Annotated in this window: 27 protein-coding genes; 1 reads left to right on the top strand and 26 read right to left on the bottom strand. The window is 31.6% G+C overall.

Features of this window, described 5'->3' with window-relative positions:
* Positions 1-439 precede the first annotated feature (439 nt).
* Entirely contained in the window at positions 440-628 is a 189-nt protein-coding gene (locus K0039_RS10005; protein WP_228104911.1) for a hypothetical protein, read from the bottom strand.
* Positions 629-793: 165 nt separating this feature from the next.
* On the opposite strand from K0039_RS10005, the gene K0039_RS10000 reads away from it, so the two are divergent.
* Positions 794-1393, top strand: coding sequence for a hypothetical protein (locus K0039_RS10000; RefSeq protein ID WP_228104910.1), 600 nt, complete (start codon positions 794-796; stop codon positions 1391-1393).
* A gap of 175 nt (positions 1394-1568) precedes the next feature.
* On the opposite strand, the gene K0039_RS09995 is transcribed toward K0039_RS10000, so the two are convergent.
* The 25 genes from K0039_RS09995 to K0039_RS09875 form a co-directional block, all read right to left on the bottom strand.
* Positions 1569-2492 (bottom strand): GH25 family lysozyme, encoded by a 924-nt coding sequence (locus K0039_RS09995; RefSeq protein WP_228104909.1) that lies wholly within the window; start codon positions 2490-2492, stop codon positions 1569-1571.
* A gap of 2 nt (positions 2493-2494) precedes the next feature.
* Complete coding sequence (locus K0039_RS09990) at positions 2495-2758, bottom strand: phage holin family protein (protein ID WP_228104908.1); 264 nt, start codon at positions 2756-2758, stop codon at positions 2495-2497.
* A gap of 11 nt (positions 2759-2769) precedes the next feature.
* Positions 2770-3000: a hypothetical protein gene (locus K0039_RS09985; protein ID WP_228104907.1), complete on the bottom strand. Its 231-nt coding sequence runs from the start codon at positions 2998-3000 to the stop codon at positions 2770-2772.
* Between the two features lie 61 nt (positions 3001-3061).
* On the bottom strand, positions 3062-3268 hold the full coding sequence (locus K0039_RS09980) for a hypothetical protein (protein ID WP_228104906.1): 207 nt from the start codon (positions 3266-3268) through the stop codon (positions 3062-3064).
* A 270-nt stretch (positions 3269-3538) separates the two neighbouring features.
* A complete protein-coding gene (locus K0039_RS09975; RefSeq protein WP_228104905.1) occupies positions 3539-3970 on the bottom strand; it encodes a DUF4829 domain-containing protein in 432 nt (143 codons plus the stop codon).
* A gap of 87 nt (positions 3971-4057) precedes the next feature.
* Positions 4058-4189: a CD1375 family protein gene (locus K0039_RS09970; RefSeq protein ID WP_306665646.1), complete on the bottom strand. Its 132-nt coding sequence runs from the start codon at positions 4187-4189 to the stop codon at positions 4058-4060.
* 46 nt (positions 4190-4235) lie between these two features.
* Positions 4236-4577, bottom strand: a complete 342-nt coding sequence (locus K0039_RS09965) for a hypothetical protein (RefSeq protein ID WP_228104903.1) — start codon at positions 4575-4577, stop codon at positions 4236-4238.
* Positions 4562-4795, bottom strand: coding sequence for a hypothetical protein (locus K0039_RS09960; protein ID WP_228104902.1), 234 nt, complete (start codon positions 4793-4795; stop codon positions 4562-4564). The genes K0039_RS09965 and K0039_RS09960 overlap by 16 nt, the downstream gene beginning before the upstream one ends.
* A 105-nt stretch (positions 4796-4900) precedes the next feature.
* On the bottom strand, positions 4901-9187 hold the full coding sequence (locus K0039_RS09955) for a hypothetical protein (protein ID WP_228104901.1): 4287 nt from the start codon (positions 9185-9187) through the stop codon (positions 4901-4903).
* A 15-nt stretch (positions 9188-9202) separates the two neighbouring features.
* Complete coding sequence (locus tag K0039_RS09950) at positions 9203-13546, bottom strand: phage tail spike protein (protein WP_228104900.1); 4344 nt, start codon at positions 13544-13546, stop codon at positions 9203-9205.
* The gene (locus K0039_RS09945; protein WP_228104899.1) at positions 13546-15681 is read right to left on the bottom strand and encodes a distal tail protein Dit; all 2136 of its coding nucleotides are present in this window, start codon (positions 15679-15681) and stop codon (positions 13546-13548) included. Before K0039_RS09945 ends, K0039_RS09950 begins: the two co-directional genes overlap by 1 nt.
* Entirely contained in the window at positions 15681-18260 is a 2580-nt protein-coding gene (locus K0039_RS09940) for a phage tail tape measure protein (RefSeq protein ID WP_228104898.1), read from the bottom strand. Before K0039_RS09940 ends, K0039_RS09945 begins: the two co-directional genes overlap by 1 nt.
* A 287-nt stretch (positions 18261-18547) precedes the next feature.
* Positions 18548-18949 (bottom strand): hypothetical protein, encoded by a 402-nt coding sequence (locus K0039_RS09935; protein ID WP_228104897.1) that lies wholly within the window; start codon positions 18947-18949, stop codon positions 18548-18550.
* Positions 18950-18965: 16 nt separating this feature from the next.
* Positions 18966-19541, bottom strand: a complete 576-nt coding sequence (locus tag K0039_RS09930) for a hypothetical protein (protein WP_228104896.1) — start codon at positions 19539-19541, stop codon at positions 18966-18968.
* A 15-nt stretch (positions 19542-19556) separates the two neighbouring features.
* Entirely contained in the window at positions 19557-19901 is a 345-nt protein-coding gene (locus K0039_RS09925) for a hypothetical protein (RefSeq protein ID WP_228104895.1), read from the bottom strand.
* Positions 19902-19913: 12 nt separating this feature from the next.
* Positions 19914-20264, bottom strand: a complete 351-nt coding sequence (locus K0039_RS09920; protein ID WP_228104894.1) for a hypothetical protein — start codon at positions 20262-20264, stop codon at positions 19914-19916.
* Complete coding sequence (locus K0039_RS09915) at positions 20257-20646, bottom strand: hypothetical protein (protein ID WP_228104893.1); 390 nt, start codon at positions 20644-20646, stop codon at positions 20257-20259. Before K0039_RS09915 ends, K0039_RS09920 begins: the two co-directional genes overlap by 8 nt.
* A complete protein-coding gene (locus tag K0039_RS09910) occupies positions 20636-20935 on the bottom strand; it encodes a hypothetical protein (protein WP_228104892.1) in 300 nt (99 codons plus the stop codon). The genes K0039_RS09915 and K0039_RS09910 overlap by 11 nt, the downstream gene beginning before the upstream one ends.
* A gap of 78 nt (positions 20936-21013) precedes the next feature.
* Complete coding sequence (locus tag K0039_RS09905) at positions 21014-22111, bottom strand: major capsid protein (protein WP_228104891.1); 1098 nt, start codon at positions 22109-22111, stop codon at positions 21014-21016.
* Between the two features lie 17 nt (positions 22112-22128).
* Positions 22129-22530 carry a hypothetical protein gene (locus K0039_RS09900; protein ID WP_228104890.1) on the bottom strand — a complete coding sequence of 134 codons (402 nt, stop codon included), beginning with the start codon at positions 22528-22530 and terminating at the stop codon, positions 22129-22131.
* 15 nt (positions 22531-22545) lie between these two features.
* Entirely contained in the window at positions 22546-23211 is a 666-nt protein-coding gene (locus K0039_RS09895) for a phage scaffolding protein (RefSeq protein ID WP_228104889.1), read from the bottom strand.
* A 208-nt stretch (positions 23212-23419) separates the two neighbouring features.
* Positions 23420-23665: a hypothetical protein gene (locus K0039_RS09890; protein ID WP_228104888.1), complete on the bottom strand. Its 246-nt coding sequence runs from the start codon at positions 23663-23665 to the stop codon at positions 23420-23422.
* A gap of 2 nt (positions 23666-23667) precedes the next feature.
* Positions 23668-25083 (bottom strand): phage minor head protein, encoded by a 1416-nt coding sequence (locus tag K0039_RS09885; protein ID WP_228104887.1) that lies wholly within the window; start codon positions 25081-25083, stop codon positions 23668-23670.
* A 43-nt stretch (positions 25084-25126) separates the two neighbouring features.
* Complete coding sequence (locus tag K0039_RS09880; RefSeq protein WP_228104886.1) at positions 25127-25405, bottom strand: hypothetical protein; 279 nt, start codon at positions 25403-25405, stop codon at positions 25127-25129.
* A 49-nt stretch (positions 25406-25454) separates the two neighbouring features.
* Complete coding sequence (locus K0039_RS09875) at positions 25455-25700, bottom strand: hypothetical protein (RefSeq protein WP_228104885.1); 246 nt, start codon at positions 25698-25700, stop codon at positions 25455-25457.

Raw genomic sequence — 25700 nt, 5'->3', positions numbered from 1 at the left:
ATGGATGTAGCAGAAGTCTAATTTAAAAGGCTGGTAAGGAATTTTATTTCCCTACCAGCCTTTTAAAGTTTAAAGTTATATTAAATAATGGTTATTAATATTGTAGACATACTCTAGCAGTTTTATGCATACACTCTAATATCCCATAGTATCTTTCGCTTATTTTTATTCAAGGTGGCTAACGGAAGGCCACCTTATTTTTTTATTTAATCGTTTATCATAAATGAAATAATGGGGATGGTAATTCAATAATAATTGAAAAAGAATAGTAATTAAAAGGAGCAGTTTTTTATTATCATAAATTTACATACAGAATGTACAAGAATGATTTTAGAATGGTTTTATATAAATTCATCGAATAAATCAAAATAGAATTATACTTTGATAATTCGCTGAGGTTTGAGCTCTATGGATGGCAGTTCTGGAACTCTTTTACTTATTAATCTTCTTCATTCTTTGCACTATTCTTGTAATTGATAAACTTTTCATCCTTAGAAACTAACATTTTTAAATAGGCGCTTATTCCTAGTGTATCTTTTATCTCATCCATTAAAAATGTATATATTTCTATATCTCTTACGCTTTCTTTGAAGGATAGTTGAAGCTTTAAGCTCTGCTTACGATTCACTAAATTTCCTCCTCTCCATATAGCTTTATTTATTTATATGTAGTGCTACACACATAATCGCCTGTCCTTTATAAATATTTTTATATTGTATTATCTTTTAATCTCGATTACATTTATATTGGAAGGTATTTTTTTAAAAAAGTCAGATGGGAGAGATAACTTATTATGGATGTAAAAGAACTAGTTAGAAAAAATAAAACTCTAGTGGAGTATAAAGAAAAATGCATCAATGCATATACCGAATTATTAAATATAGGTGAAGATCTACATAAACTTAAAGAAAATGACTGGATTAAGTTAAGAGAAAAAGGTGTAAATGATGCCATTAATTTTTTCGAGGAGTCTGGTTTTACAACTTTATCAAATGATAATAAATATGTATTTACATTATTTAATACTATTATAAAATATTTCTATGATGGAGAAGACGAAATGATTATGTTCCCTATAGAAATACAACCAAATCAGATATTTGATACTGTACAAATTAGACACTCTTCAGAATACGATTCAATGTTGTCTTGGAAATATAACATTGCATTGAATGGAAATCAGCTGTATAAAGAAAACTATGAGGATACATTCAACAATTGTGATGATCTAAATGAATTACAAAAATCATACTCTAAGCTTAATGAAAATATTGAAAATTATAAAAATACGATTAAAAACATATCTAATGTTAAATATATCTATTCTCTATATAAACAAGATATTGAATGCGACACTTTCAAAGAATTATTTAAAAATCACATAATTGGTTAAAAAAAGGCTGGTAGGGAAATAGATCCTTACCAGCCTTTTAAAATTACACTATAACATGGATTATTAATATGATATACACACTCTAGTAATTTTATGCATACATTGTAATAACTAATAACATCTTATATTTATTTTTATTCAAAGGCGGCTAGCGCAAGGCCACCTTATTTTTTATTTATTTTACAATTTCTACATAATTTTTATTTAAAGATAACCAACCTTTACGATATGGAGCATACCCCCATTTCCCATTAGATGACATCTTAGTTATCTTATATTTTACACCTTTAGGAGCTGTATATAATATTTTACCTTCCATGCTAGCTTTTTCTCTTATATTTAATTTTCCTTTAGTCTGAATATAAAATGATACTTTATTAGTAATATAAAATGATACTTTATTAGTAATATAAGTATCTTCTTTTCCTACAGTAGGTTTAGGATATCCGTTTAATCCATTAGTTTTAATAATGGTTGGATAATCTATATAACAATAATTTTGGTCAGCAACATCATTTCCTATTCCATTTATTTTTTTACTTCTTAATAAATTAGTTTCTCCACCAAACTGCCACATTGTGTGTTTGCTATAATATGTACATTCTTTAGAGTATTGAGCTATCCAATGGTCATAGTCTTTTAGTTCATTATCATTTAATTCATCTCTAAGTATGTATTTACCGCTGTAAATTCCAACATAGTATCCAGCTTTTTCTAATTCGTCTAAACAAGTTTTAACTGCTTTAGTCATATTAGATTTTGAAGTAGTTTTTAATGTTTTTGCATCTTCTACATCTAGCCATACTGGATATTCTAACTTTTTATTTTTTAATGTATTTATTATAAATTTTGCTTCTGATTTAGCAGTTTCAACACTATTACATCTACTATAGAAATAACCACCTACTGGCATACCAACAGATTTTGCATCTTTATAGAATTTTTCAAAGTATGGATCTATATATAAATTATTTCTGTTGCTAGTAGAAGCAAATCCAACCCTAAGTATCGCAAACTCAACTCCTGCATTTTTAACTTTATTCCAATCAATTGGATAATTATATTTACTTACATCTATTCCCCATATTTTAGTAGTCATAACTATTTTACCTCCTTATTAATTAATGTAACGAATAATTGATGTAGCCCTGTACTTGCAAGGCCGCTAAACATACCCCCAAGAATTACATCTGGACTAATAACCTTAACTAACCATACATTAAGAACAACACCAAGCACTGCCATTATAAGTGGTATGTACTTATTATCTAGTGAAGGAAAACTATTCTTTAATACATACCCAACACATACACATATACCTACTATCACTAAAACAACATAATCATTTAAAAAAGTTAAATCCATAACCATACCTCCTAATTTATATTATCTAATCTATGGTGAGCAGATTTACAGCTCTGCTCTACTACTGCCATTCTCTCAATTAGATTGTTATGTTTATCTACTCTGTTGCTAAGAGTAGTTATATCTCCCTTTACATCTTTTATTTGTTCCTGCATTACCGCAGTATTTTTGTTATTACTAAAATAGGAACCAGCTAAGGTTCCCACGAATGCTAAAATTGCAATTATTATTTCATTGCTCATATATACCTCACTTTCTCGACATTAAAAAAGGACCTAAAATTAATTAGATCCTTTTGCATAATTATTCAGCAACTACTTTCACTCTATCAATATATTTAACTTTATTTCCACACTTTTCACATGTCCAAGTAACTTCAGCTTGTACATCTTCAATTTTTCCATTAACTAAGCTTGCGTCTCCACATAAACAAATTTCTGCATATTCTAAGCTAGTCACATGTTCACATAAACAACAATACCCTTTTCTTACTGGCTCTAATCTATACATAAATAACATCCCCATAGCATAAATATATTTCTAATATAATTCTACACATTATGAGAAATATCCTTCTATATTGACTTATAAAGTATAACTATCCCTACGAAAGATAGAATGCCAACCGATACACCTATAAGGCATAAAATTAAAGCCCCGTACAATAAAATATTCATTTAATCACCTCAAGTAAAAGTATTAACACTATCGAGGTGATATAAACTTAGTTCGTAATATATTGATATTGTTCACTGTAACTATTCGATAAATTGAAATTAATTAGTATCCCCATGTTTTAAGTGTCCATTTACTATTTTCTCTATCACGCACTAGAATCCATTGCCAATCAGTATATGTAGAATTTGGATCTAGACTACCATCCCCACCAGAAGAATCTACATCAAAGTTTGATAGTAAAATTATTGCCTCATCTGAATTATATTGTTTTGCCCATTCATCTGATGAAGAAATACTAATATCTTCGTTATACCATAAATCAGTTAATACACATCCCTTAAATTCATCTCTAAATTCTCTCTTAACAATATTCATTGCAGTGTCAATATCTTGATTACTATAAACCTCGGAATGTGAAATAGATTGATTCACATTATCTACATCCCAATGCATGTAGAATCTTAGGAAGTATAATACTATACCAATTATACATACTGCAAAAATTAAACATATTAATTTACTTTTTTTACTCATATTTTCCTCCCAAAACACCTATCTATATACATGGTATCAAAAACATTTCCATTTTGCATTACTTATCTATTGAGAATAAAAAAAGAACTATTCTACAATTAGTTCTTCACATCCAGAATTTATTAATACAGTTTTTACTGGTTCCTTCAATAACTTGGGTACCTGTGCGTAAGTTTTATTTCCGCACATTATTTCTTGTGCCCATAACATAGCCATCATGACTTCACCCCCTCTTTTTCCAAATATTAATCTATATAATAGTTTCTTAACCACCATACACAACTTCACTCATTTCAAGTAAGCAATCCTTTAAAAATTTACTTTCATCCTGTAAATCTTTTATTGTTTCTCTCAACAACTTCTCCGGGTCATCCACCTTATTCATAACCATATAATTAATAGTTATTTGAGTAGAATCTTCCGAATATCCACCTAGTGCTAGATATTGAGTGTCTGAATTATGTTCTGGTAATATTCTCACGACTAATTTATAACCATGTTGTTTCATAGCTTCTATATTAGTATCAAAGTCTAATATTACTTTTTCATCCTCTATTAAATCTTTGGGAGCATATGTTAACTCACCATTTATTAATTTTCCATACATTCAATAACTTCCTCCTTATTCGGTTCAATTTTTTCTTGCAACTCATGTATTATATTTTCTAGTTCTATATTTTCAGATTGTAACTTATTTACTATTTTATCTTTCTCTTTTAATTGTTCTTTAGCTAACTCTAATTGAGCCATATATAAAACCTTTTGCTCAACCGCATTTGCTACCTCTTGCTTGTAAATTGAATTTATTATTGATGTTGCATCCATTCCCAAAACCTCCATTATTTGTATTTTTTCTATTATCTATTATATAGAACTGTGTATAATTATTAACCGACGTTAACAATATTTACGTTAACATCGGCATTATTTTTATTCTTTATAAGTAACTTTAACTGATATACTTCCAGAACAAACTGAATAGTACGCACTTGTTTGACTAGGCGGTATTATTCCAAATCCCTTTGCATTATCTGATTTAAGAGATGCTATTTCAGCTGATGTTAGAGTTATTGTTGCTGTTCCACCTACGGCTACACTAAAGTTTCTACTAAAACCATTATATGTAGGTGACCCACTAGGTCTACTTGAATAATTATGTGTCTTAAGTGTATGAGTAACAGACGCATTAGTTCCGCCACTATTACGGTTTATTGATATAACAACTTTAGTTACATTTTTCTTTAAATAATTTTGTAATGTAGTTCCAAAGAACCATGCTCCAACACATTGACCATAACCATAATTACCTTGTCTTACAGAACCATCTTGTTTCCAACTGTTGTAAACTGTTTTTCTATAGGTGTCCCCATAGTTGGCTTTAACTGTTACAGTTTTAGTTACTTCAGTTGTTGTGTTATTGTCATTTGTTCCACCTGCGTCAGCTCCATCAAATGTAACACCGTCCGCAAATATTTGGCCATTGTTAGCTTTGAATAGGTGTGTGGTTTGACCACTGCGTCCAGCTTGCGTTGTGTTATTTAACATAATCAAACTACCAGACACACTAGCGAAAGAATAATGTTCTGTTGTCCCACTAGATGAGGAAGAATATACGTGAGCCGTTCCATGGCATCTAAGTCCATAATAAGGTTTATTTACAAACTTAACATCCGCTATATACCCCTTTGACCCAGTTATGGCTACTATACCACAATCTTTATAGTCTGTTGAATTACCTTTATATACATCCATGTCATATACAAAGAAACTGCAACTATCAAATGTCATTGCGTACCTATAACTAGAGTAATATCTACCTATATTTGGCATAACTTTTCCCCTAACAGTACCACCAGTTGACCCAGATTTATTGCCATACACATTCATTCTAATTGAGTTCCTGCTACCGAAAAAATAACCCTTTAATGTATAACCATTGAAGTTAACATTTATTACGCCACTATTGTAACTATCTAGTACTACGTTTTCAGTTATATTACTCTGCATATTAAAAGTTAATTCGTATCCATTTAAGTTAGAAGGTATTATGGCTTCGGCTGACTCAAACGAACTAAATGTTGCACCATCTTCAAATATTTCTGAATCAGTTGCACCGGATTTAATATTAATAATATAGTCACCATCGAAAACTTCTTGATACCTAGAGTTATCAATTGATTTAACTGATAACGTATTAGCTGTTAAGTCTCCGGATACTGACAATCCAATACAATCTATTGTAGCCCCAACTATTTGACCAAATTCTGTAACTTTAAAAATAGGGCTATTATCGTCATTTACTGTTTCACTTCTAAACTCTCCCCCTATTATTTCACTTCCGTGTATTGTTTTACCGTCTATTGCTCCGTCTACTATTAAACTGCCAGATGTCATAAGACGTATACATGGAAGTGAGTATGTTAATGCAAATGCTGAATTACCTACATATGCTTTAAAGTTACCATAAACAGCATTTGCTGGTCTTGGTGGTATTGTTAATACATCATTAAGTCCAATCTGTGCATTTGGACTAACAGGTTTTACTACACTTGAAGATAATATAGCTGTTCCTGCTGAATCCCTCCAACAAAATTGTAAATTATAGTTAGTATCACTAGTATTTGATGGTGGGGCATATACATACCCTGTAACAAGAAATTGTTCACCGCCCCTTAGTTGGGTCAAGTTATTAGATATAAATACATGGTTGTATGATGGACTTAAACTATAGGCTGGATTACCTGCTCCAGTTGTATAATTTGTAGGTGTGGTACAATAGTTTGTAAAGTCACCTATATTTATACTATTTGCTAATATAGTACCCGGTTTAACGTATTTACCATCTATCATAGTACCTGCTAATGCTGATTCTGAAATTGACCCACCAGTTACATTAACAACTCCTTTTACAACTAATCCACTAGATGTACATTTTATAACATCCTCTGTACCATTATTCAAGTAAAAGCCGTCTGCTTTAATTTGGGTATAACCATTGTAGTTGGATTGTTCGACCTTAATTCCGTCTTTATTTATAGTTGTAATACCGTCAAATATTTCATTTGAATTTGGTGCATATGGTACTTCAAGTTCACCCTTAGTCAACATTATATTTGTAACATACATAACTTTTGTAGTATCCCTACAAATTGCACTTACAACCATATGACTAATTTTTTTACCAGATGATGGGTTTAATACTAATGAATATTTTATCCATTTGTCGTAGTCATCTTTAAGTTGTGTTCCCGGGTATGTTACTGAACCATCTGTGTAATAAACAGTTACTTGAAATCCTGTATATTTATTTGTGGTTCCAGATGAACCACTACCAGATAAATAACCCCATAGAGATATAATTAAGTTACCTGTGTAATTCATAGGTTTTGTTGATGAATATAATTGTTGTGATATTTGTCTATTTGTTGTCAGCGCTCCATTCATTTTAACTGCTATTGGATTTTCTGTGCAAACTGTATCTGGAACAACCACTATACCTGCACTCGGACTCCAAAAATCTAAACCTCTTCTAAAATCACCATTGTATAACTCATTATATCCACCAGACTCTTTAAATTGTAGTTTGAAATTATTTACTGATTGAGTTACATCCGAAGTAGTGGCATATCCTTTTCCTGTTATTTGACCTTCTACATCTTCCGAAGTTGTATAAGTACTTCCGATGATTGTTTTTAGTCCTTCTATGGTTAACTTAGTTTCTGCTTCTTCTACTCTAGTTTCTAACCCATCAAAGTTAGACTCCATATTTCCTAGTGATACCCCAAATTCACCAACTTTCTGGTTCATTTGACTGTATGCGTCTTTTACTGTTACTTTTTCACCCTCTTCTATTATTTCCGTATCACTAATTAGAGTTTCTATTTTACCATTCATAGTCGATATACTAGTTGTGTGATTACTTACTGTTTTTCCTTGCTCTGTAACTGTATTATTCATAGTATTAAAAGCCACATCTAATGTTTGGTTTTGAGTATCCAGTTTTACTTTACTTCCTTTTATAGTTGTTGTTCCGTCGTTTATTTCTGTTACTACTGAATTTATGTCTAATTTACTACCAGAAATATTGGCATCATCACCAACCATTTTATCTACTATTAACCCATCACCGATGGCTTTTTCTGTAATACCAGAACTATTTATCAAAGTACCTATCCCGGTTTCATCGAATAACCCAAATGTGAAATTGCCTTGAGTATCTTTACCCATTTGTATTCTAACTTTTCCATTTTCATCTTTGAATTGTTGTAATGTACCATTTAGTGCTAAACTTCCATCCGCTGATTCTATATTAACTAAATTAGTATTTATTGCTCCAGCATTAATTTTATTAGCATTTACAGTATCTATCATTGCATCTTTTATAAAAGCATCCTCTACAGTTACTTTCTTAGATGTTAATATCAACGATTGAATATTCTCCATAGTTAAATTGCCACCAATTAAGGTATCAATACGACCTATACTAGTCGTTAACTCTTTAATTTCACCAATATTTGAATGAATAATATCGGCTATTATTTCGTCTGCTTCTAATGTACCTATTTGAGCCTTAACCGCAGTTAAATCTTCTATACTTGCTTTTTTTGCTACCAGTTCATTTATTTCAGCATAATTAGCTACCAGTTTATCAACTTCTAACTCCACGAGCTTTAACTTCGGAACCTGTTCACCCTCTACCAACACACGACCTTCTTCATCTACAAAAAGGAGGTCATTACGACCTCCGTTGTTCATTAAATCTATAAGATGTTGAAGTTCCTCGGGTAGGACAGTTGTAACAGTTCCTTGATTAATTCCATTAGTGTCATTATTACCATGCTCAACTTCATTTAACTTATCTTTCATGTCAGTTACACTTTCCGTGTATTCAAACATAGCTTCGTTTAGATCAGCATTATCTTCAATAGTTATTTCACCGTTTTCTAGTATTTGTGTTAATCTTTCTATTACCGAATCACGTGCTATTGTGTATCTCTCACTAGCTGTAAGTATTCTTGATTCTACAGGGTCTACGTTGTCTTCCTCAGCATAATCTTCTTCGGCTAAGTCACCTTCTTCACCTAGATAATAAGCATCGTCGTGTTCTTCTTCTGATGTTTCATCTTCAAGGAACACATCGTAATCTTCAATTACTTCTATTAAATTACCATCTTCATCGTAGATAGGTGTAGTATACTCTTGTCCTTCCTCTATCATTCATACCACCACCTTTTAATCTTTTCTAATTCTACCTATAAATAGTATATTTTTCTTACTTAAATTCTTAACTTTTGTTTTATATATAACATCGGTTGGATTACTGTCTACTGCTTCCCAATCACCGGCTGAATCCTTTCCAATTACAATGGCCGTATGAGAACACCCCATAAACATACCGTTATTAGATGAATCAGCATCCATGAATATTATGTCTCCTTCGGATAAATTAGTGTATGTTGTTAAGTCGGCTTCATCAAATACCCAACCTTGTTCAACAAAATATTTAGCGATGTTTGCTTCATGCCTTGTACTTGGTAATGCCCAACTATATGCAGAGTTCTTTTTATTATCATTTTTATTTGCGTCCCCATATGGTGTCTTTTCATATTTCCAACCCATTAACACATAATTCAATAAGCTTGAATCGTCTACGTGCATTTTACCACCTGTAATCCAACTAGATTTATTATCTTGTGGTTTTGCATAATCTGCTGGAGTTGTGTTGTTATATACTAACTTACTTTTATTATTAAAGAAACTTAAAGCATTATTAACTATAACGGCTCTATCTTTAAATTTATCAAATGCAGCATACTTACCACCTTTAGCTACTCCACTTACGGAACCTAAGTATGTTGTATTAGCAATTTCCTTATCTGTATTGTAGTAAACAACTATTGTATATGTTGTATCTGGTTTTAATATTAACTTACCTTTTTTACAGTCCTTACCATCTAACCAAATATTAGTTGGTTGTGTCATTTTAGTTGGTTCCGAACTTTTTCGTGTTGTAAATGTTAACTTAGAATAGTAAGAAATATCCGGTTTACTCGGCATTGTCCATTTAAGTTCAGCCATTGGTTTCGTATACAAGTGGTTGAAGTTTGTATGAAGAATAACACTAGCTTTTGTAAATTCTCTAACATATTCACCACCGCCACCTAACCATATTAAGTGATTTTTATAAGCCTTATAATATAAGTCTGCGGAAGCCTTATCTTTTAATTTCCATCCACACGTTGTCAACGATGTACTAATCCATTTATTAACACTATCATATATTCCACTAGGTATTCCGGTCTGTATTACATATTGTGTAACAGCTGAATATTCCCACATTTGAGAATTAAATTCATCAATCTTAGCATTTACTTGAACATAGTTTGACATTTGATTATTTACATGAGGTATCTTAGTAAAGAATATAGGTTTCTTAGGGTACTTAGTAAGCAATAATTTTATTAATCCTTTATATGTATCAACATCAACATCAGACTCCATAAAATCGGTCATATTGCAGAAATCTAAAAATACGTGAGATACCGTACTAGGATATGGTGTACTATCTTTTATATCTTCCGTATTACCGAAAATGTCTTTTAGTAAATTCCTATCGTCATAAAATTCTTGTGGATTAGTATTATAAGAACTTTTTAATGTTATCTCGTTTGTTTCAACTTTCTGTGTAATAGGGTCTTTTTTAATTCCTGCTTCTGCATCTAATTTAGCTAAGTCCCACGGTCTTATTATCATACCATAAGTATACAGGTCATCATAAACAGACATATACATTATAGCATCTGGATGTGGTTTATTACCTCTAGCATGTGCTACCATGTGTTTTCCATTTACTTTGCCACAATATATTAATGTGTGGTGCGTTTTCTTTACTCCTTTATATTTATCTATATCAACAATTGATGGCACAGACGTATTTGATGCTACTATTATATCGCCAGCTATTGCATGATTATCTAAATTTGTCTTAGTACATTTCCACACCTTAAATCCAGATTTAGAAGTTGTGCTAGATACCAGATTACCAGCATAACAAGATTTATTATAGGTACTAGTTAAACCAGCATGTTTATATGAACATGAAACTAAACTTGAGCAATCATATACAGCTGGGTTCATTAAACCATTTAGTCTACCATTCCATTTAATTCTCTTTGTATCATCAATAGTTCTTGGTTTTTGGTGATATGTTGCTTTTTTATATTTAACATGTAAATCAACTATTTCCCTAGCTTTACTCACTATTTTATTTCTTGCTGATGATGCTATACCCGTTTTAATTGTTACATTTTCTTCTATAGTAACATTACTAGGTTTATTAGCACCGTATCCTTTTTTCTTACCATCCACTAAAACATATGGTAGTTGACCATTAACAACCTTATAATATTGTAAATATCTTTCTATATTATCCGGAGTTCCTCCACCTTTTTGTTGTTTATATATTTTACGATACGTTGACCAATTACATTTCAATCCTTCAAGTTCTTTGAAATATAGAGATTGTACTTTGGTACTTTGAACTGTATACCCATTTGAATTCTTAAATGCTAATTTGTTCTTATCAGCTACATATTTACATATAGTCCAATCTGTACCGTATAACCCAAAATTGTAACCGCATAGAGATGCGAATATATTCCATTTAAAATATTTTAGTGATTTTCTCATTTCATGACACCCGAACATTATTTGATTACTTATGTTCTTGTTAACAGATACGCCACTAATAGTTGTTTTAGCTCCATTAGATGGGTTCATTGTTGAATTCGATGGTGTAAATGTAGTCTTAGAACCATCATAATAAGTTATTGTAGCTTTCTTACCAAAATAAACGGAACGTTCACACTGCATACATCCATATCCTGCTGAACTACCAACTGAACAATATGGATGCCCACTAGATTCTGCGTAAATCATAGCATACACTAACTCGGGGTCAAGTCCAAACTTTTTAGCCCAGTATGGAACTAATACATAATATTTATATGGGTTACTCTTACTTTTTAAGTTCGTCATACTAGTGCCAGCACCATATTTACCTATTCTAAATTTTTCATAATATGCTAATGCATTTTTGTATTCAGTAGCACTTGCTGATGATGTGGGGTTATTTGGAGTACTTGTTTTGATTGACTCTATAATATGACTTTTACTCTCTTTAACTTTCTGTAATCTATCATCACCTAACCATAAACCATTATCTATTTTACCACCTATATTTATTGCCCTATAATTCTCTTGGTCTTTTACTTCGTCGCCAACTAGGTCTGGGTTGTCTTCAACTTTAGTAGGTAATTTATCTTTATACTTTTTAAGTAATTTAGTTATTTCAGCATCGGTCATACCTAAGTTTGATAAATATTCCTGTATACGAGCAACGTCTGCTTGTGTTAATTTACCTATGTGACCAGTTATGGCGTCAATTGCATCTTGTACGAATGTGTTTGAATCAACTGACCTAATTTTACTTTTAACCCCTTTATAATTTGTAAACAACGCTTTATTATCCGTAGGGTCGCTGAATGAGACTTCCAATTCTCCTATACGGGCTTCTAATTGAATTGGTGGATTGAATTTAGGATTAACTACATGAACCGTATCCCCAATTCCAATCTCGTTGTATTCATCCGATGTCATTTTTATAGGAATCTCGTAACTAAATTTCTTTAATTTTCTTTCTTGTAGTGCTCTCCATGTTTCTAGCATTAATTGTTCAATAGATGTTGTTGTACTTGTATATACTCCAAGTATTGGTCTATCTGTCGGTAATAATGCCTGTGCTTCTGGATCTACTAAGAAATCTTGACCAGTTGGTTTATCGCATGGGTCTCCTAACGATTTTGACCATCTAGTGTTAGCCATTGTTAAACCATTAGCACCTTCTCCTATCATGCCAGTTACATAATCAGTTATATCTCCCGTTCTTGAACATCCTTCAATATTCCAATCATACTCAAATCTTTTATATGTTTTTTGTCCACGTTCTCCGTCTGCATACACGTCTACGAATAGATTGTACTTACCTGTGATACTATTTACTACCTCAACTCTAAACTCATACTCTATGTTCCCATACTCCGGTATAAGTTGTTGAAGAACACTATATACAGGTGTTACTTTATCAACTTGTAATGCTCCAACCCTTGCTGATAATGTTTCGGAAACATAACCTAATTTCCAAATTGTTTCACGTAAAGTATAGGTTACTGCTTGTTTAACCGTACCTTCTATTGTAGTTGGACGGACATGTGAATTATAAAGTTCTAAAGACATAGATTCACATTCACATTCACGTGTTATGTTATCAATACCTTCTATGTCTTTACATTTTTTTATTTGTAATAATTGATTTTTGCCATTATATTTAAATAATATATAATGTCCTTCCTCTAAATCATTTGATAAATCGTCATCTAGTATCTGTTTAAAATCATATATACTTGACCCATTATTTAAAAACATTTTGAAATGGTCATCGAAGATTGGAGACTTTCCACCGTCGACATATATTGTATTTATGATTTTAAATGAACTATCTAGAACGAGTAATTCCATTATTCATCTCCTACCCATTTCTCTCTTATTGTTGTTCCTATAACTATATTAGTATCGTCAGACACAAATTTAACTTCTGTGTCTCCTGTATCTATATCAAAAAATCTACTTCCTATATCTAATAGGTCATTTGCAGGACTTTGATTAAGATAAACTTTTCTATTACTGAAATCTATATCCAATATATCCCCCTCGTCAAAATATTCTATATTTTCATTACTTGGGTCTGTAAGTGAATCAGTTGTTTTAATTTTTATATCGTTTATACTCATTGAACACAATTTTTTTATGTCTGTAGATAATCCACCTATATAAATAACAATGTAAGCTAATTTATCAGCTCCATAATCTTTACTAGTATAATTAAACGTCTTCGACTGTGTTACAACACCATTTTTAATACGACGCAATTGGAATTTCCATGTATAAGAACCATTTTCGTTTTTAACACGCTTTATATACCATTCACCATCTAGGTCGTTCCATGTACCGTATTCACCTCCACGATAGTAACCTACCTCAAAACTATTCTTGTTACTGTCAGCAGTTGCTGTATTAGTAACCTTCTTTTTAGGTGCTGGTGTTGGAGTCCAATCACTTATTTCCCTACCACCAACTAGAACCATAGGTCGATTCGCTTCGTACCATTCCGTACTGTCGTAAACTTCCACTCTAAATAGTTGAGCACCGTTAGCACTCATTCCATAAAATTCACACATTCCGGTTAAATCATCAGCACTTTCAAATTCAACCTCCTGCACAAAGTTAACTTTTTCCGCTTCACCTACGTTACCAAAACATATATATCCCATAACGCCATTGTATTTATTGTATAATTTCATCCACCATCTTACTACATTGTCTGAGTCTGTATTTGAATATATTTTAGTATCGCATCGTATGCATGTATAAGCCGGTATACTGGCTAGTTTCTTACCAGTCATTTTAGGTTTATCTCGAATCGGAGTTGGTCGTATTGTAACATAGTTTCGTACAATTGTTTTTACTTCGGTAGTCCAACTAAATTTTTTAAGGTATTTAGTTGACACATAACATGTTTTACCCTTAAAATTTTTCTCATCCTTAAACTTAACCCATCCATTTACCAACGTCCAACCTTCCTTTATTTCATAATTTTTCTTGACTGTACCTAATTTTTTATATTTAGTACCCGCCCCAGTTCTTACGTTTAATGATGATATTGTACTTCTATAACCGTCGTGAGCCTCACCAGATATTATTGTTTGTTCTTCATCTCTGTACTTATAATTGGATGGGTCTCCGTTTTTACCAGTAGATTTAAATGTAAATCCTAAATTGGCTTCGAAATTATCAACAGCTACATCGTTTACACCATCATTTAGATTTCTTCTATATGCTGAACCCTTCCACTTATTGGTTGTATCATTTGGAAATGTACCTAATATAAAACTACCACCAGATATACTAGATAATGCTAGTGTTCCACCTGTACCACGTCCCGGTGCTAATGTTGCTAAACTAGGTACCCACGGTGTTAAATCCATACAATTATCTTTCATTACATAATGAACTTTAGCAGCAGCAGATAATTCTATGTTTGGATATTTGCCAATTAACATCTGTTCCTGCGTTCTAGTATTTTCAAGTTGTAAGAAATGGGCTCCTTTTGTGAATCCTACACTCACAAAAGGTTTAACAGGTTCACCTCCATAATTAGTAACTGTTATTTCTTTTTCTCCTTCTTTATTTTCAAATAACGATTCTTCATTGTTATAGAAATATGGTTCAAAACATAATATATTAAAATTAGCTACCCCTATATTATCGCTTTTATCTTCGATAGTAACTTCGCTAGTACACAAACCGAACCCGGTTTTATCTTTATTTAATGATATTGGAACTTCATATCTAACTAATAATACATCTTTAAGGTCTTTTTTCAATACTGCATAATCGTATTCGTCAACACCTTTTATTAGCAATTCAACTTTATACTCTAATGAATCGTACTTACAACCATTGAATAGCTTCCCATCACGTGAAGCAATATCAATAGTGTCAACAACTTTTTTTGGGAGCGTATTTTTAGTAATCTTAGTAACTATGTATTCATCACTTAAAACAGTCTCATTGTATTTTAAATAGTAACTCATTACTCTAACACTCCTTCTAATCTATTTAATCTTTTTCTAACGGCGTCATTTGTTTGGCGGACAGGCTCAGCAGTTTTCTGACCTATTATTGTTTTATCCATATAAATTGTAGAATCAACTCTTTCTGCACCTCTCATAAATGCCCTTTCCATCTCGCCATAGTCTATTGCGGAGTTAGAATTAACCGCTTCAATTAATCCTTTTATTTCAGCTATCAATCCTGCATTTGAATTTTTACTATTAACATTAATATCGCTCGTTCTTATATTTATAGAATCCATTAACCCACTTACATTTATATTGCTTGCTAAGTTATCTGATAAGTTTCTTAATGTCTTATATACACTATCTGCATTTGATTCTATACCTATAGCCATACCTTCTGGAATGAATTTACCTATTTCATCTCTAAATACTCTTGAAGGTGAACGAATTCCTAAAGCTGCTCTAGCATCATCTGCTGCCTTTTTTGCAATAGATTTGGCTGCGTCTGTCACCCATTTTATACCACCCTTTATACCGTCTGCTAAGCCCTGGCAAATGTTTTTACCCATTTCTAACATTTCATTTGGTAGGTTCTTTATACCATCTATAATACCCTTACAAAAGTCCTTAGCTGTCTTATCCGCTTTTTTATCCATGTCTTGAGCCCATTTAACAACTTTATTAAATGTTTTAACTAACCAATCCCATATTCTTCCCGGTAATCCTTTTATCCAGTTTATAAATTTATCTAAAAAAGCTTTCCCTGTTTCTTGCGCCTTGGCTACCATGTTATTCTTCCATTGTATGGCATTGTTAACAGTCATTAAGAACCATCGCCATAATCTCTCTGGTAATGTTTGAAACCATTGAATTAAATTTTGAACAAAATCACAACCAGCTTTCCATGCATTCTGTCCCATTTGTTCTATCCATAATAGTACATAGTTTATAGCAAACATTAACCAGTACCATATTTGACCAGGAAGTTGCTGGAACCATTGAATTACACTATTAAACCATTCTGGCATAGTTACCATAAAGAAATTAACTAATTCATTCCATTTATCTTGAGCCCATTGACATATAGTATCCCATAAGTTAATCCAAAATTCCCTAAAACCTTCACAGTTATTCCATAAATATATGAAACCTGCAACTAATGCCGCAATTGCAGCTACTACTAAAACTATAGGATTCGCTAATAAGAACGCCCATAAACTAGATAAAGCAGGTATCAAACTATCCAATATCAATGTTTTAAGTGTTAATAAACCAGTTTTAATAGGATCTATTAAAGTTCCTACTATATTTAACGCCTTTAGCATTGCTATACCTTCTCTAATCGCTACTATTTTACTCATAAACGTACCTATGATTAATAAAATAGGTCCAACTACTGCCAGTATTCCAGCTAGTGCCATTATAAATCCCATAACCGGTGCTGGTAAATTCGAGAACCAGTTAACAAGGTTAGTAACCGCTTGAACTATTAATCTCAAAGCAGGCTCTAATTTATCATAAATTGTTAAGCACGCTTCTTCAAAAGCAGATTCTAATTCTGCCATATCACCTTTCAAATTGTCGTTCATTGTATCAGCCATCTCTTCCGCTGTTCCATCTGCATTTCTTAATGCTGCTTCAAAATCTTTAATATTACCACTACCACTTTGTAATAAAATATTTAAGGCCTTAATACTATCTGCAGTAAATGTACCCATAAGTGCTGCACTCTTTTGAGCATTTCCCATACCATCTGTTGCACTAGCTACATCAGTTAATATGTCAGTCATACTTCTAAAGTTACCATTAGCATCTTGTACACTTATTTTAGTTTTACCTATCGTTATGGCTCCCTTTTCCATTTTTTGAGTAATATCTCTAAATGTAGCAGTTAATGCGGTACCTGCTAAACTCCCTTTAAGTCCTTGGTCTGAAAGTTTTCCTAATAATGCAGCTGTTTGTTCTATATCTAATCCAAAGGCGTTAGCATTAGCAGCACAGTTTTTAAATGCATCACCTAGCTGTTCAGTAGTTGTATTTGAGTTTGCTTGAGCATAGGCCAAAACATCTGCCATTCTTCCAGCTTGGTCTGCTCCTTCTCCAAATGCACTTAAGTAATCTGTAACCATATCAGATGCCATTGCTAAATCCATACCAGACGATGCAGCTAAATTTAGAACTCCTGGAATTGCATCCATACTTTGCTTAGCATCCCATCCTGCGAGAGCCATATATCCAAGAGCATCTGCTGCATCTGTTGCAGAGTATATAGTAGATGCTCCCATCTCTCTTGCCGTTTCCGAAAGTTGTTTAAATTCTTCCTCTGTAGCCCCACTTAATCCTTTAACTTTTGACATTGCAGATGAAAAATTGGAACCAAGTTCAATAGCTTGTTTTCCAAGTGCCATAACTGGAACTGTAATACCTGCTGTTAACCCAGCACCTACACCTTGCAACGCCTTCCCAGCCGATGTTATACCATTAAAGCTATCAGCAGTACTTGCCACTTGTTGTTGTGCTACATTTAAGTTATTAGTAAACTCTCCCATTTCCAACCTCAAGTGAGCTACAATGCTTCCTATATCTGCTGCCATATATGTTCCTCCTTTCTTTACAAAATAAAAAGGCTATAGACGTTAATCTATAACCTTATACAAAACCTAAAATCATATCTAATCCTGGATTATCAGATACATTTTCATCCTCTTCAAATCTAGGTTCTTTACATTTTCCATCCTTATCTGGTTGCATCATATTGTAAATATATGTGCAAGCTTCATCTATACAATATCTTACATAAGTTTCTTCTTGATCTATCCCAAGTAAATCACTCGGTCTACAATTGCATAATTTAGCAGTAGAAATAATATCTAATATTTCTCTACTTTGGAACAGAGGGTATAACTTGTTTTACTGGTCCTTGCGCTTGATTAAATATTTCTGATTTTTGAACATCCGTCAAGTAGTCTTCTATTTCTTCAAATTTCGGTTCTACTAAAACTTCCTTACAAGCTACATCCATAAGCATAGTTAAACTTTTAATATCATCGCTTTGAAATATTATATCTTTTTCAGATATTTTCTTTTTCTTAGAATTCGCTCCTTCATTAAATAATTTTTGAACAACTCCTAAAAGTTCATTCGGTATTTTCCCATTATTCATCATAGTAAGCAAACTTATTGATTTAATTCTTACTTCTATTTTTTCATTTTCTTTAAAACCACTTATTTCAACTATCCTAGTAGCTTTGCTTTTAAATTGTTCTGCGTTTATTACACTCATTTATATTCCTCCTAATTTAAGCTAATACTTCTGGCAATACATCAACATAATCAATTGATTGTATAGGTAAATTAGCTTTTGTATTTTCCCTAGCTTTTATATTGAATTCAGGAGCAAAAAATTCTTTACCTATTTTCATATCCGGGAACTTTCCTTCACATTTATTTAATGTTATTTTTACATAGTTAACTATTGAATCTCCAGAATAATTAGCTACATATAAATCCATTTTAAATGGTTTACCTATATTTCCTTCTGACATCATCGGCGTAGATAATGTTGTTTTTTCAGAACCACTTGAGCCTGTTTTAGTAACTTTATATCCTGCCACTAAGCCTGCTACTGTTTCATCAAATACATTGTCCTTAAATGTTATATCGTACCCATAAATTAAATCCGGTGTTCTTATAACGGCCAAAATCATTTCATCACTTCTTAATATTTCTTCTTCACCCTCAGATATAAGTGCTTTTAATTCTGCTTCTTCTGCAGTTTTTATAGTTTTCTTTATTGGACTTTCAGCTTTAATTTCACCTGTTGTCGGATCTAATTCAGTTATATCAACTCTTTTTATCCTATTTAAAATAGCCACAGTATCATCTCCTTTTTAATAATAATCGTAAATACTAGGTGTTCTACATGAAATAGTTGTAGAATAACAACATAAAGTTTCATCATAGTGTTCTTGACCTAGTTCATGCGTAACCTCTATATCATTCTTTAGTAACACTTCCCTAATCCTTTTAACTAATTCATCAAGTTTTGTTGGCCCATTAGGTGAATATACATATATAACCCAGTTATCCCAACCGGCTAAACTATTGTCTAAACTAGATAAATTGCCTCTTTTCTGGATAGATAACGTGTCTTGATTAATTTTACTTTTTAATTTTTGTGTTACATCGGTTTTACACACGGTTTCAAGTATTCTTTTTATTTTAATACGGCTCACTTTATCACCGTCCTATAATTTCAATGCTTTAATCATATTTTTAAATTCTTCTATTTGGCTATCTCTAGCTTCTTCTAATATTTGATATTTACCATCAAAAGCTTCTCGAGTCTCCAACCATATACCATAATCAACACCGTGAGTTATACTTATATCTAAAGCAGTACCTTCCCATTTTACTTCTGTTGTAATTTCATCTGTTGCACTATGACTTCTATCAGTCCATGGATGATTAGTTTGAGCGTAAGTTTTCATTTTTTGCGCTGTAGTATCACCAATTACATTTAATCCAGTTTGAACTCTTTGATTCATATTTTTCAGATTATTAATTAATTCACTTCCATCTAAAGTAAAATCACTCATTCAATTCAACCCTTTCTAAAGGTATTTCATAAAGTAAGTTATAGTGAACTAAATCTTTTAAGATTTCAACTCTATAATAAACTCCATCTATTTCTATATAATCATTTTCTTGCAAAATTGAATTACTTTCATATGGTATATACAATGATGGCTTAATATCAAGTTTTATAACCCCTTGCCTATCATTTATTTTGTTATCTTTATTATTACTAGAATTATCTATAATACCTTTTATGGTACTTATATATTTCATACTTTCTTTTAAAACTTCACATTCATTTTCATCTTCTTCATATATATCTCTAAGTATCTTTATATCAGTTCCATAATTTTTTATAGCATTATCAACTTGCATCTTCATTAAACTTACATTAATACTCATCTGATCTACCTGCACATTTCCCTGTTAAAGATTTAGATACTTTTGAAGATGAACTTGTTACCCACTTTTTATAAAAAGCATCAGCTAGATTATTCCACATATTAGAGTTATTCTTTATTGTTATTGGCCCTATTGTTACATCTTGACCATCTGCTTTCATTTTACACGCTATGAAACATAATTCATTCATATCGTCGTACATATCACATAGTGATTCTAGCTGTTCATCTGAAAAATACGGATACTTTTCTTCTAGTAATAATACTTTTACTTTTTCAACATCTAACATAAATTCCTCCTTGCATTAAAATATCCCTAGAAATGAAATATTCAAATCTAGGGACTATATAAAGGAATATAAATGAGCTTATTTTATATCACTTGATGATACAGAAGAAACATCACATATTGCACAATCATCTATGGCTTCAAAAGAAGGTATCATAACAGATGATACTATAGTGTTAACTTGTACAGGATGTTTTTCTTTGTAAGTCATTATGGCAGTACCAGTATTAACTATTGATACTTGAGCATCTGAACCAGTCATAAGGTCAGATTCTTCTGGAGTTGTACCAAATCTAGTTTTTCCTAAAGCACCACCAGGCATTAAACATACTGTGTTATCTGGTATTAATGAAACTGGAGTTGTATTTGCAAGTCCAGTTGCATGATCTAAGTTAGCAACTTTTTTAGAGTATACAAATATTGTACAACCTGTTACTGACTCTACAAAAGATTTAACTTGTTCTTCTGATACAAAGTAATTTAATTTAGAATCATTTGGATACATCATTAAGTGTAATAATTTTGAACCATACATTTTTAAGAATGTATTTCTGTTCAACACTACTCTTGAAGGTCTAGTACCTGTTGAAGATTCCATTGCATCACACCATGCAATTATATCTTTGACTGGATCCGAAGTATCTTCTCCCCAAGCTGCAGTTCCTTTTCTACATTTAAACTTATTTACTTGGTTGTAATCATATATGTATTTTGCTCTACCATCTGCTGATGTAACATTTATTTTACCTGCAGTAAGTAATTGCATTCTCATTATTTCCGCTTGAACTCTTACACCTTCTACTAATCTACCTGCTTCATCGAATATTTTTCTTATTAGAGGTAGTGCTACAGCTGATTGAGGACTAGATAATAGTAAGTTCATTTGTTGTCTATCTTTCTCACCTATTCTTATAGCTTCTCTAAAGAATGCCATTTCAATTGATACACTGTCAAATCCTTCTTTTTCTCTTAATCTTGCCTTTGCATCATAATTGGAAGGTTGTATTGCTATTGGTAAGCCGTTAGAACCCTTTAACCACGATGCGTCTATACCCAATTGCTTTTCAGCAGGGAACAATGTTTCACCGAAATACGGTATTTTATTTTCTGGCTTATCTGTTACATAAGCTCCTATTTCTTTTGCATTTATATAATCAAATAAATTTATATTTGCCATTTATATCATCTCCTTTATTATTTACTTAAAACATATATATTTTGATTTGTAAAAGTATCAGCTTCATATCCAGCTAATCTATCAGCTCTTACATATCCGTGGACCATGACAGTTGCAGTTATTTTATCATCAATTCCAGATGCATAATCATCAACATTTATTTCGTTGAATATGATTGCATTACCTTTAGTTCCGCTTTCATTAGTTGATGCAACGTAAGTTGGTTTTGTAACTGTTCCATCAGCAGTCATATTTACTACAGTGCCAGCTTCTATTACATTATTTCCTGCATCATCTGTAGTTTTCAACTTTGCTAACTCTGCAAAAGCTAATAACCCAGTTAAATTTACATAGTGATCTGGTATAGCTAAAAAAGTTTTTTTAGGTGCTAATATTTTCTTAGTTTTTATTTTTGGCATTATTAATTCACTCTCCTATTTATTATTTTTAAAGAAGTAATCACTGTCTATTACCTCTTGTCCATCGCTTGCTTGTGGCTGACCTTGTTGTGCTAATGCTTTTCCGAAATCGCCTTCGTGTGTTGTTTTAGAACCAAATAAATTAAGATTAGAAGGCTTTCCTGGGTTTCCTGTAAATAATCCTGCTAATCCTCCTTGATTACCATTATTTTGTTCTTCCACAACATCAAATAAGTAGCTATCACTTTCTTTTAAAGTTTTTAATTGATCTTCTAATCCTTCAACTTTATCTCCGTTAACTTTTATGACTTCCATATTAAGAAGTGCTTTTAAAGCTTTTGTATTTTTGCATTTAGATTCTTTTAATGCAGTATCTAAAGCATAATTGAAGTCTTTTGTTTCAGCGTCTTTTTTAAGATTTTCTATGGTAGCTTCATGGTCTTTAATAGTATTTTGAAGTGTTTCGTTATTAGTATTGTTTTTCTTCAAATCTGCTATAGTGTCATTTGCAGTTTTGAGTTGTCCTTCAAAATCCTCTTTTTTACCCTTCATCTTAGAATATCTTTCATCAGCATTTTCTAAAGATGTTTCATATACCTTATTCTCTTTCATAGAAGCCGTTATTTTGTTTATCTGCTCGTCAGTTAATCCTTGAGCTTTTAGTATGTCTATTAATTTCATATATTTTAATCCTCCTACATTTACGTTTTTTACAAGTTTACTTCTTGAATATAGTTATCTAATTCATTCTTTTACATCTGTGATATAGAAAGAAAGATGATTTATTGCATAAAAATAAGCCCTATTTCTAGGACTTATTTAAATATTTATTCTAAATCATTTTTAAGCATAAAAAAAGCACCTACTATGTTCATTTAGTAAATGCTTTTTATCCCCAAGCTATCATACCCTTTTCAGGATATTCTTCTCCACTTTGTCTATAATCTTCTAACTTGTTCAAAACTTTGCAAGCGTATTTTCGTGGTGAACAATCAAACGTGCCTAAGTCTACAATATTCATTTCTCCGGTTTTTATATTAAAAGACACTATACTAACATGCTCAACTTTACCTTCTGGGTAAACTTCGTAATACCATGTGTCTCCATCTTTTCTTATAAGTTTAAAATCTAGCATTTTTACACTCCTTTCTTTCTCTTATTAAACTCATCAGTTGCCTTTTTATAATCATATTTAGATTCTACTATATCGTGAGCCTTTCTATAACTTAGATTGTATCGCTTCATTAGGTAATATTCAAGCCTTTCATGCTTTAACATAATAATATCATGTTCTTGAATATTTTTCCCTTCTCTTAATCTTGCCCAAGAACAAGCCATATCATAATCAGGGTCAAATCTTTTAAATCCACCGTCTAATTCATATTTATTCATAAACACATGATTATATACATTTTCTATGTCTTTTTCTTTAAATCCAGTATTTATAGATATTTTTTTGATTTCTAAAGATTTATCTCTGTTTCTAATAGATTCATAATACATTTTAGCATGCTTATATCTATTTTTTTCATATGGATCATTATCATCGTTGTATGCTCCAAAAATAGCACCAGAATTTTTTATATGGCTATATTTTTTAATGTCTTCTAATGGAATATTTCTATATAATATATCCATCGTTCCACTATTCTCTTCTCCCTTAATCCATTTCCCTATGTCATCTGCCATTTGAGTACTTGATACTTCTTTACCATTAATACAATATACTACTTCCATATGACACATTCCATTAGGATGGTCGAATGGGCATTTGTCAATATCGAATATTTGTCCATCTCTATCTTCACATTGTTTACAAGTTCTATTAGAAGAATGAGCACTATGGTATTTTAATTTCTGCGCATAAGGATTAACTTGATTAGCACTCTTTTGAGTTAACTGTGCTTGATGATTAAGTGTAGTTCTTGCAAGTCTTAAAGCTTCATAATCTATTCCACCTGCTCCATATCTACCAGCATAAGCGCTTCCTAGTTTTTCTTTTATTTTAGCTTTATCCCAAGTCCTATGCCCACCTTTAGCAAATTGAGTAAGGTTTTTAGCTATTTCTGTTGCTCCTTTGCCTTCTGCAATAAGACTTGTTATAGCCGTTTCTATCTTATCTCCACTTGCATTTACATCTTTCCAAAGTCTTTTGCTTAATCCTACTCCATCTTTATATATACTTCCTTTTATCATTTGCTCTACTACTTGCCTGTTAACGATATTAGCGTGTTTCGTAACATTTTTATATAACTCTGTATCTTTATAATATTCTGCGCCTTGCATTAATGTATCAACTTGAGCATTTAGAATATCATCAGTTACTTTTATGTTATGTTCTTTTATTATTGATAATATTTCGCTATGAAGTTGTTTACAGTATGCTGTTCTTGCTATTTGAGTAGCATTCTTTTTATGTGTACTGTTTTTATATTGCTTTAACATACTATCAAAAGCTTTATTATATACTCTAAGTATTTCTTGTTGCTCTTTTTTATTAAGTTTGACTTTATTACGTTTTAGGTATTTATCTAAATCTTCTATATATCCCATGTTATCACCTATTTAATAGCATAAAAATAAGCCCTTTTGGGCTTTACTTAAGACTATCAAGCATTACTTTTAAAATCACATTTTCATTTGCAAAATCATCCAGTTGTTCTTTATTATATTCTTGGTTTTCGTGGTAGCATCTTATCGCGTATTCACCTATTGCTATTTTTAAATTTTGTATACTATTTTCTAAATATTCTTTTATTATTTTATTATTATGCTCATCACTTGTAAGTTTTTCTATCAAACTATCTTTTTCACACATTCTAGCCTTTAGTTCATCATTTTCATTTGTTAATTCATATAGTTTTCTATCTTCCATGCAAAACTCCAATCTTATTTATGGCATAAAAATAAGTCCTATTAGGACTTTACAACTCTTCATATTCTTTTTTTAATCTTCCTAGTTCTTTCCATAAGAACATATCTATATCTTTTGTTATATTTTCTGGTATTTCATATTCCTTCTTCTCATCATACCATCCAAACCTAATAAAAGACTTTGTTTTGATTTCTTTGACTAAAGTCCTCCTTCTTGGGCAATATGACAGATATTCTTCTAGTTCTTCTATTTTACTTTTAAGTTCAATTGCTTGTTCAATTCTTTTATTATCCAT

The sequence above is a fragment of the Terrisporobacter mayombei genome (assembly GCF_020748465.1).
Taxonomy (GTDB): domain Bacteria; phylum Bacillota; class Clostridia; order Peptostreptococcales; family Peptostreptococcaceae; genus Terrisporobacter; species Terrisporobacter mayombei.
The sequence above is the reverse complement of the archived record's forward strand: the minus strand, read 5'-3'. Positions and strand labels throughout refer to the sequence as shown.

Coding starts and splice junctions, on each gene's coding strand:
- K0039_RS09895 (WP_228104889.1), bottom strand. CDS start 23,211: ATGAAATTAATAGACATACTAAAAGCTCAAGGATTAACTGACGAGCAG.
- K0039_RS09970 (WP_306665646.1), bottom strand. CDS start 4,189: ATGATGGCTATGTTATGGGCACAAGAAATAATGTGCGGAAATAAAACT.
- K0039_RS09990 (WP_228104908.1), bottom strand. CDS start 2,758: ATGGATTTAACTTTTTTAAATGATTATGTTGTTTTAGTGATAGTAGGT.
- K0039_RS09890 (WP_228104888.1), bottom strand. CDS start 23,665: ATGCTAGATTTTAAACTTATAAGAAAAGATGGAGACACATGGTATTAC.
- K0039_RS09995 (WP_228104909.1), bottom strand. CDS start 2,492: ATGACTACTAAAATATGGGGAATAGATGTAAGTAAATATAATTATCCA.
- K0039_RS09975 (WP_228104905.1), bottom strand. CDS start 3,970: ATGAGTAAAAAAAGTAAATTAATATGTTTAATTTTTGCAGTATGTATA.
- K0039_RS09885 (WP_228104887.1), bottom strand. CDS start 25,083: ATGGGATATATAGAAGATTTAGATAAATACCTAAAACGTAATAAAGTC.
- K0039_RS09965 (WP_228104903.1), bottom strand. CDS start 4,577: ATGTATGGAAAATTAATAAATGGTGAGTTAACATATGCTCCCAAAGAT.
- K0039_RS09880 (WP_228104886.1), bottom strand. CDS start 25,405: ATGGAAGATAGAAAACTATATGAATTAACAAATGAAAATGATGAACTA.
- K0039_RS09900 (WP_228104890.1), bottom strand. CDS start 22,530: ATGCCAAAAATAAAAACTAAGAAAATATTAGCACCTAAAAAAACTTTT.
- K0039_RS09960 (WP_228104902.1), bottom strand. CDS start 4,795: ATGGATGCAACATCAATAATAAATTCAATTTACAAGCAAGAGGTAGCA.
- K0039_RS09920 (WP_228104894.1), bottom strand. CDS start 20,264: ATGAGTGATTTTACTTTAGATGGAAGTGAATTAATTAATAATCTGAAA.
- K0039_RS09875 (WP_228104885.1), bottom strand. CDS start 25,700: ATGGATAATAAAAGAATTGAACAAGCAATTGAACTTAAAAGTAAAATA.
- K0039_RS09985 (WP_228104907.1), bottom strand. CDS start 3,000: ATGAGCAATGAAATAATAATTGCAATTTTAGCATTCGTGGGAACCTTA.
- K0039_RS09945 (WP_228104899.1), bottom strand. CDS start 15,681: ATGAGTTACTATTTAAAATACAATGAGACTGTTTTAAGTGATGAATAC.
- K0039_RS09950 (WP_228104900.1), bottom strand. CDS start 13,546: ATGGAATTACTCGTTCTAGATAGTTCATTTAAAATCATAAATACAATA.
- K0039_RS09980 (WP_228104906.1), bottom strand. CDS start 3,268: ATGTATAGATTAGAGCCAGTAAGAAAAGGGTATTGTTGTTTATGTGAA.
- K0039_RS09940 (WP_228104898.1), bottom strand. CDS start 18,260: ATGGCAGCAGATATAGGAAGCATTGTAGCTCACTTGAGGTTGGAAATG.
- K0039_RS09935 (WP_228104897.1), bottom strand. CDS start 18,949: ATGAGTGTAATAAACGCAGAACAATTTAAAAGCAAAGCTACTAGGATA.
- K0039_RS09915 (WP_228104893.1), bottom strand. CDS start 20,646: ATGAGTATTAATGTAAGTTTAATGAAGATGCAAGTTGATAATGCTATA.
- K0039_RS09910 (WP_228104892.1), bottom strand. CDS start 20,935: ATGTTAGATGTTGAAAAAGTAAAAGTATTATTACTAGAAGAAAAGTAT.
- K0039_RS09955 (WP_228104901.1), bottom strand. CDS start 9,187: ATGATAGAGGAAGGACAAGAGTATACTACACCTATCTACGATGAAGAT.
- K0039_RS09905 (WP_228104891.1), bottom strand. CDS start 22,111: ATGGCAAATATAAATTTATTTGATTATATAAATGCAAAAGAAATAGGA.
- K0039_RS10000 (WP_228104910.1), top strand. CDS start 794: ATGGATGTAAAAGAACTAGTTAGAAAAAATAAAACTCTAGTGGAGTAT.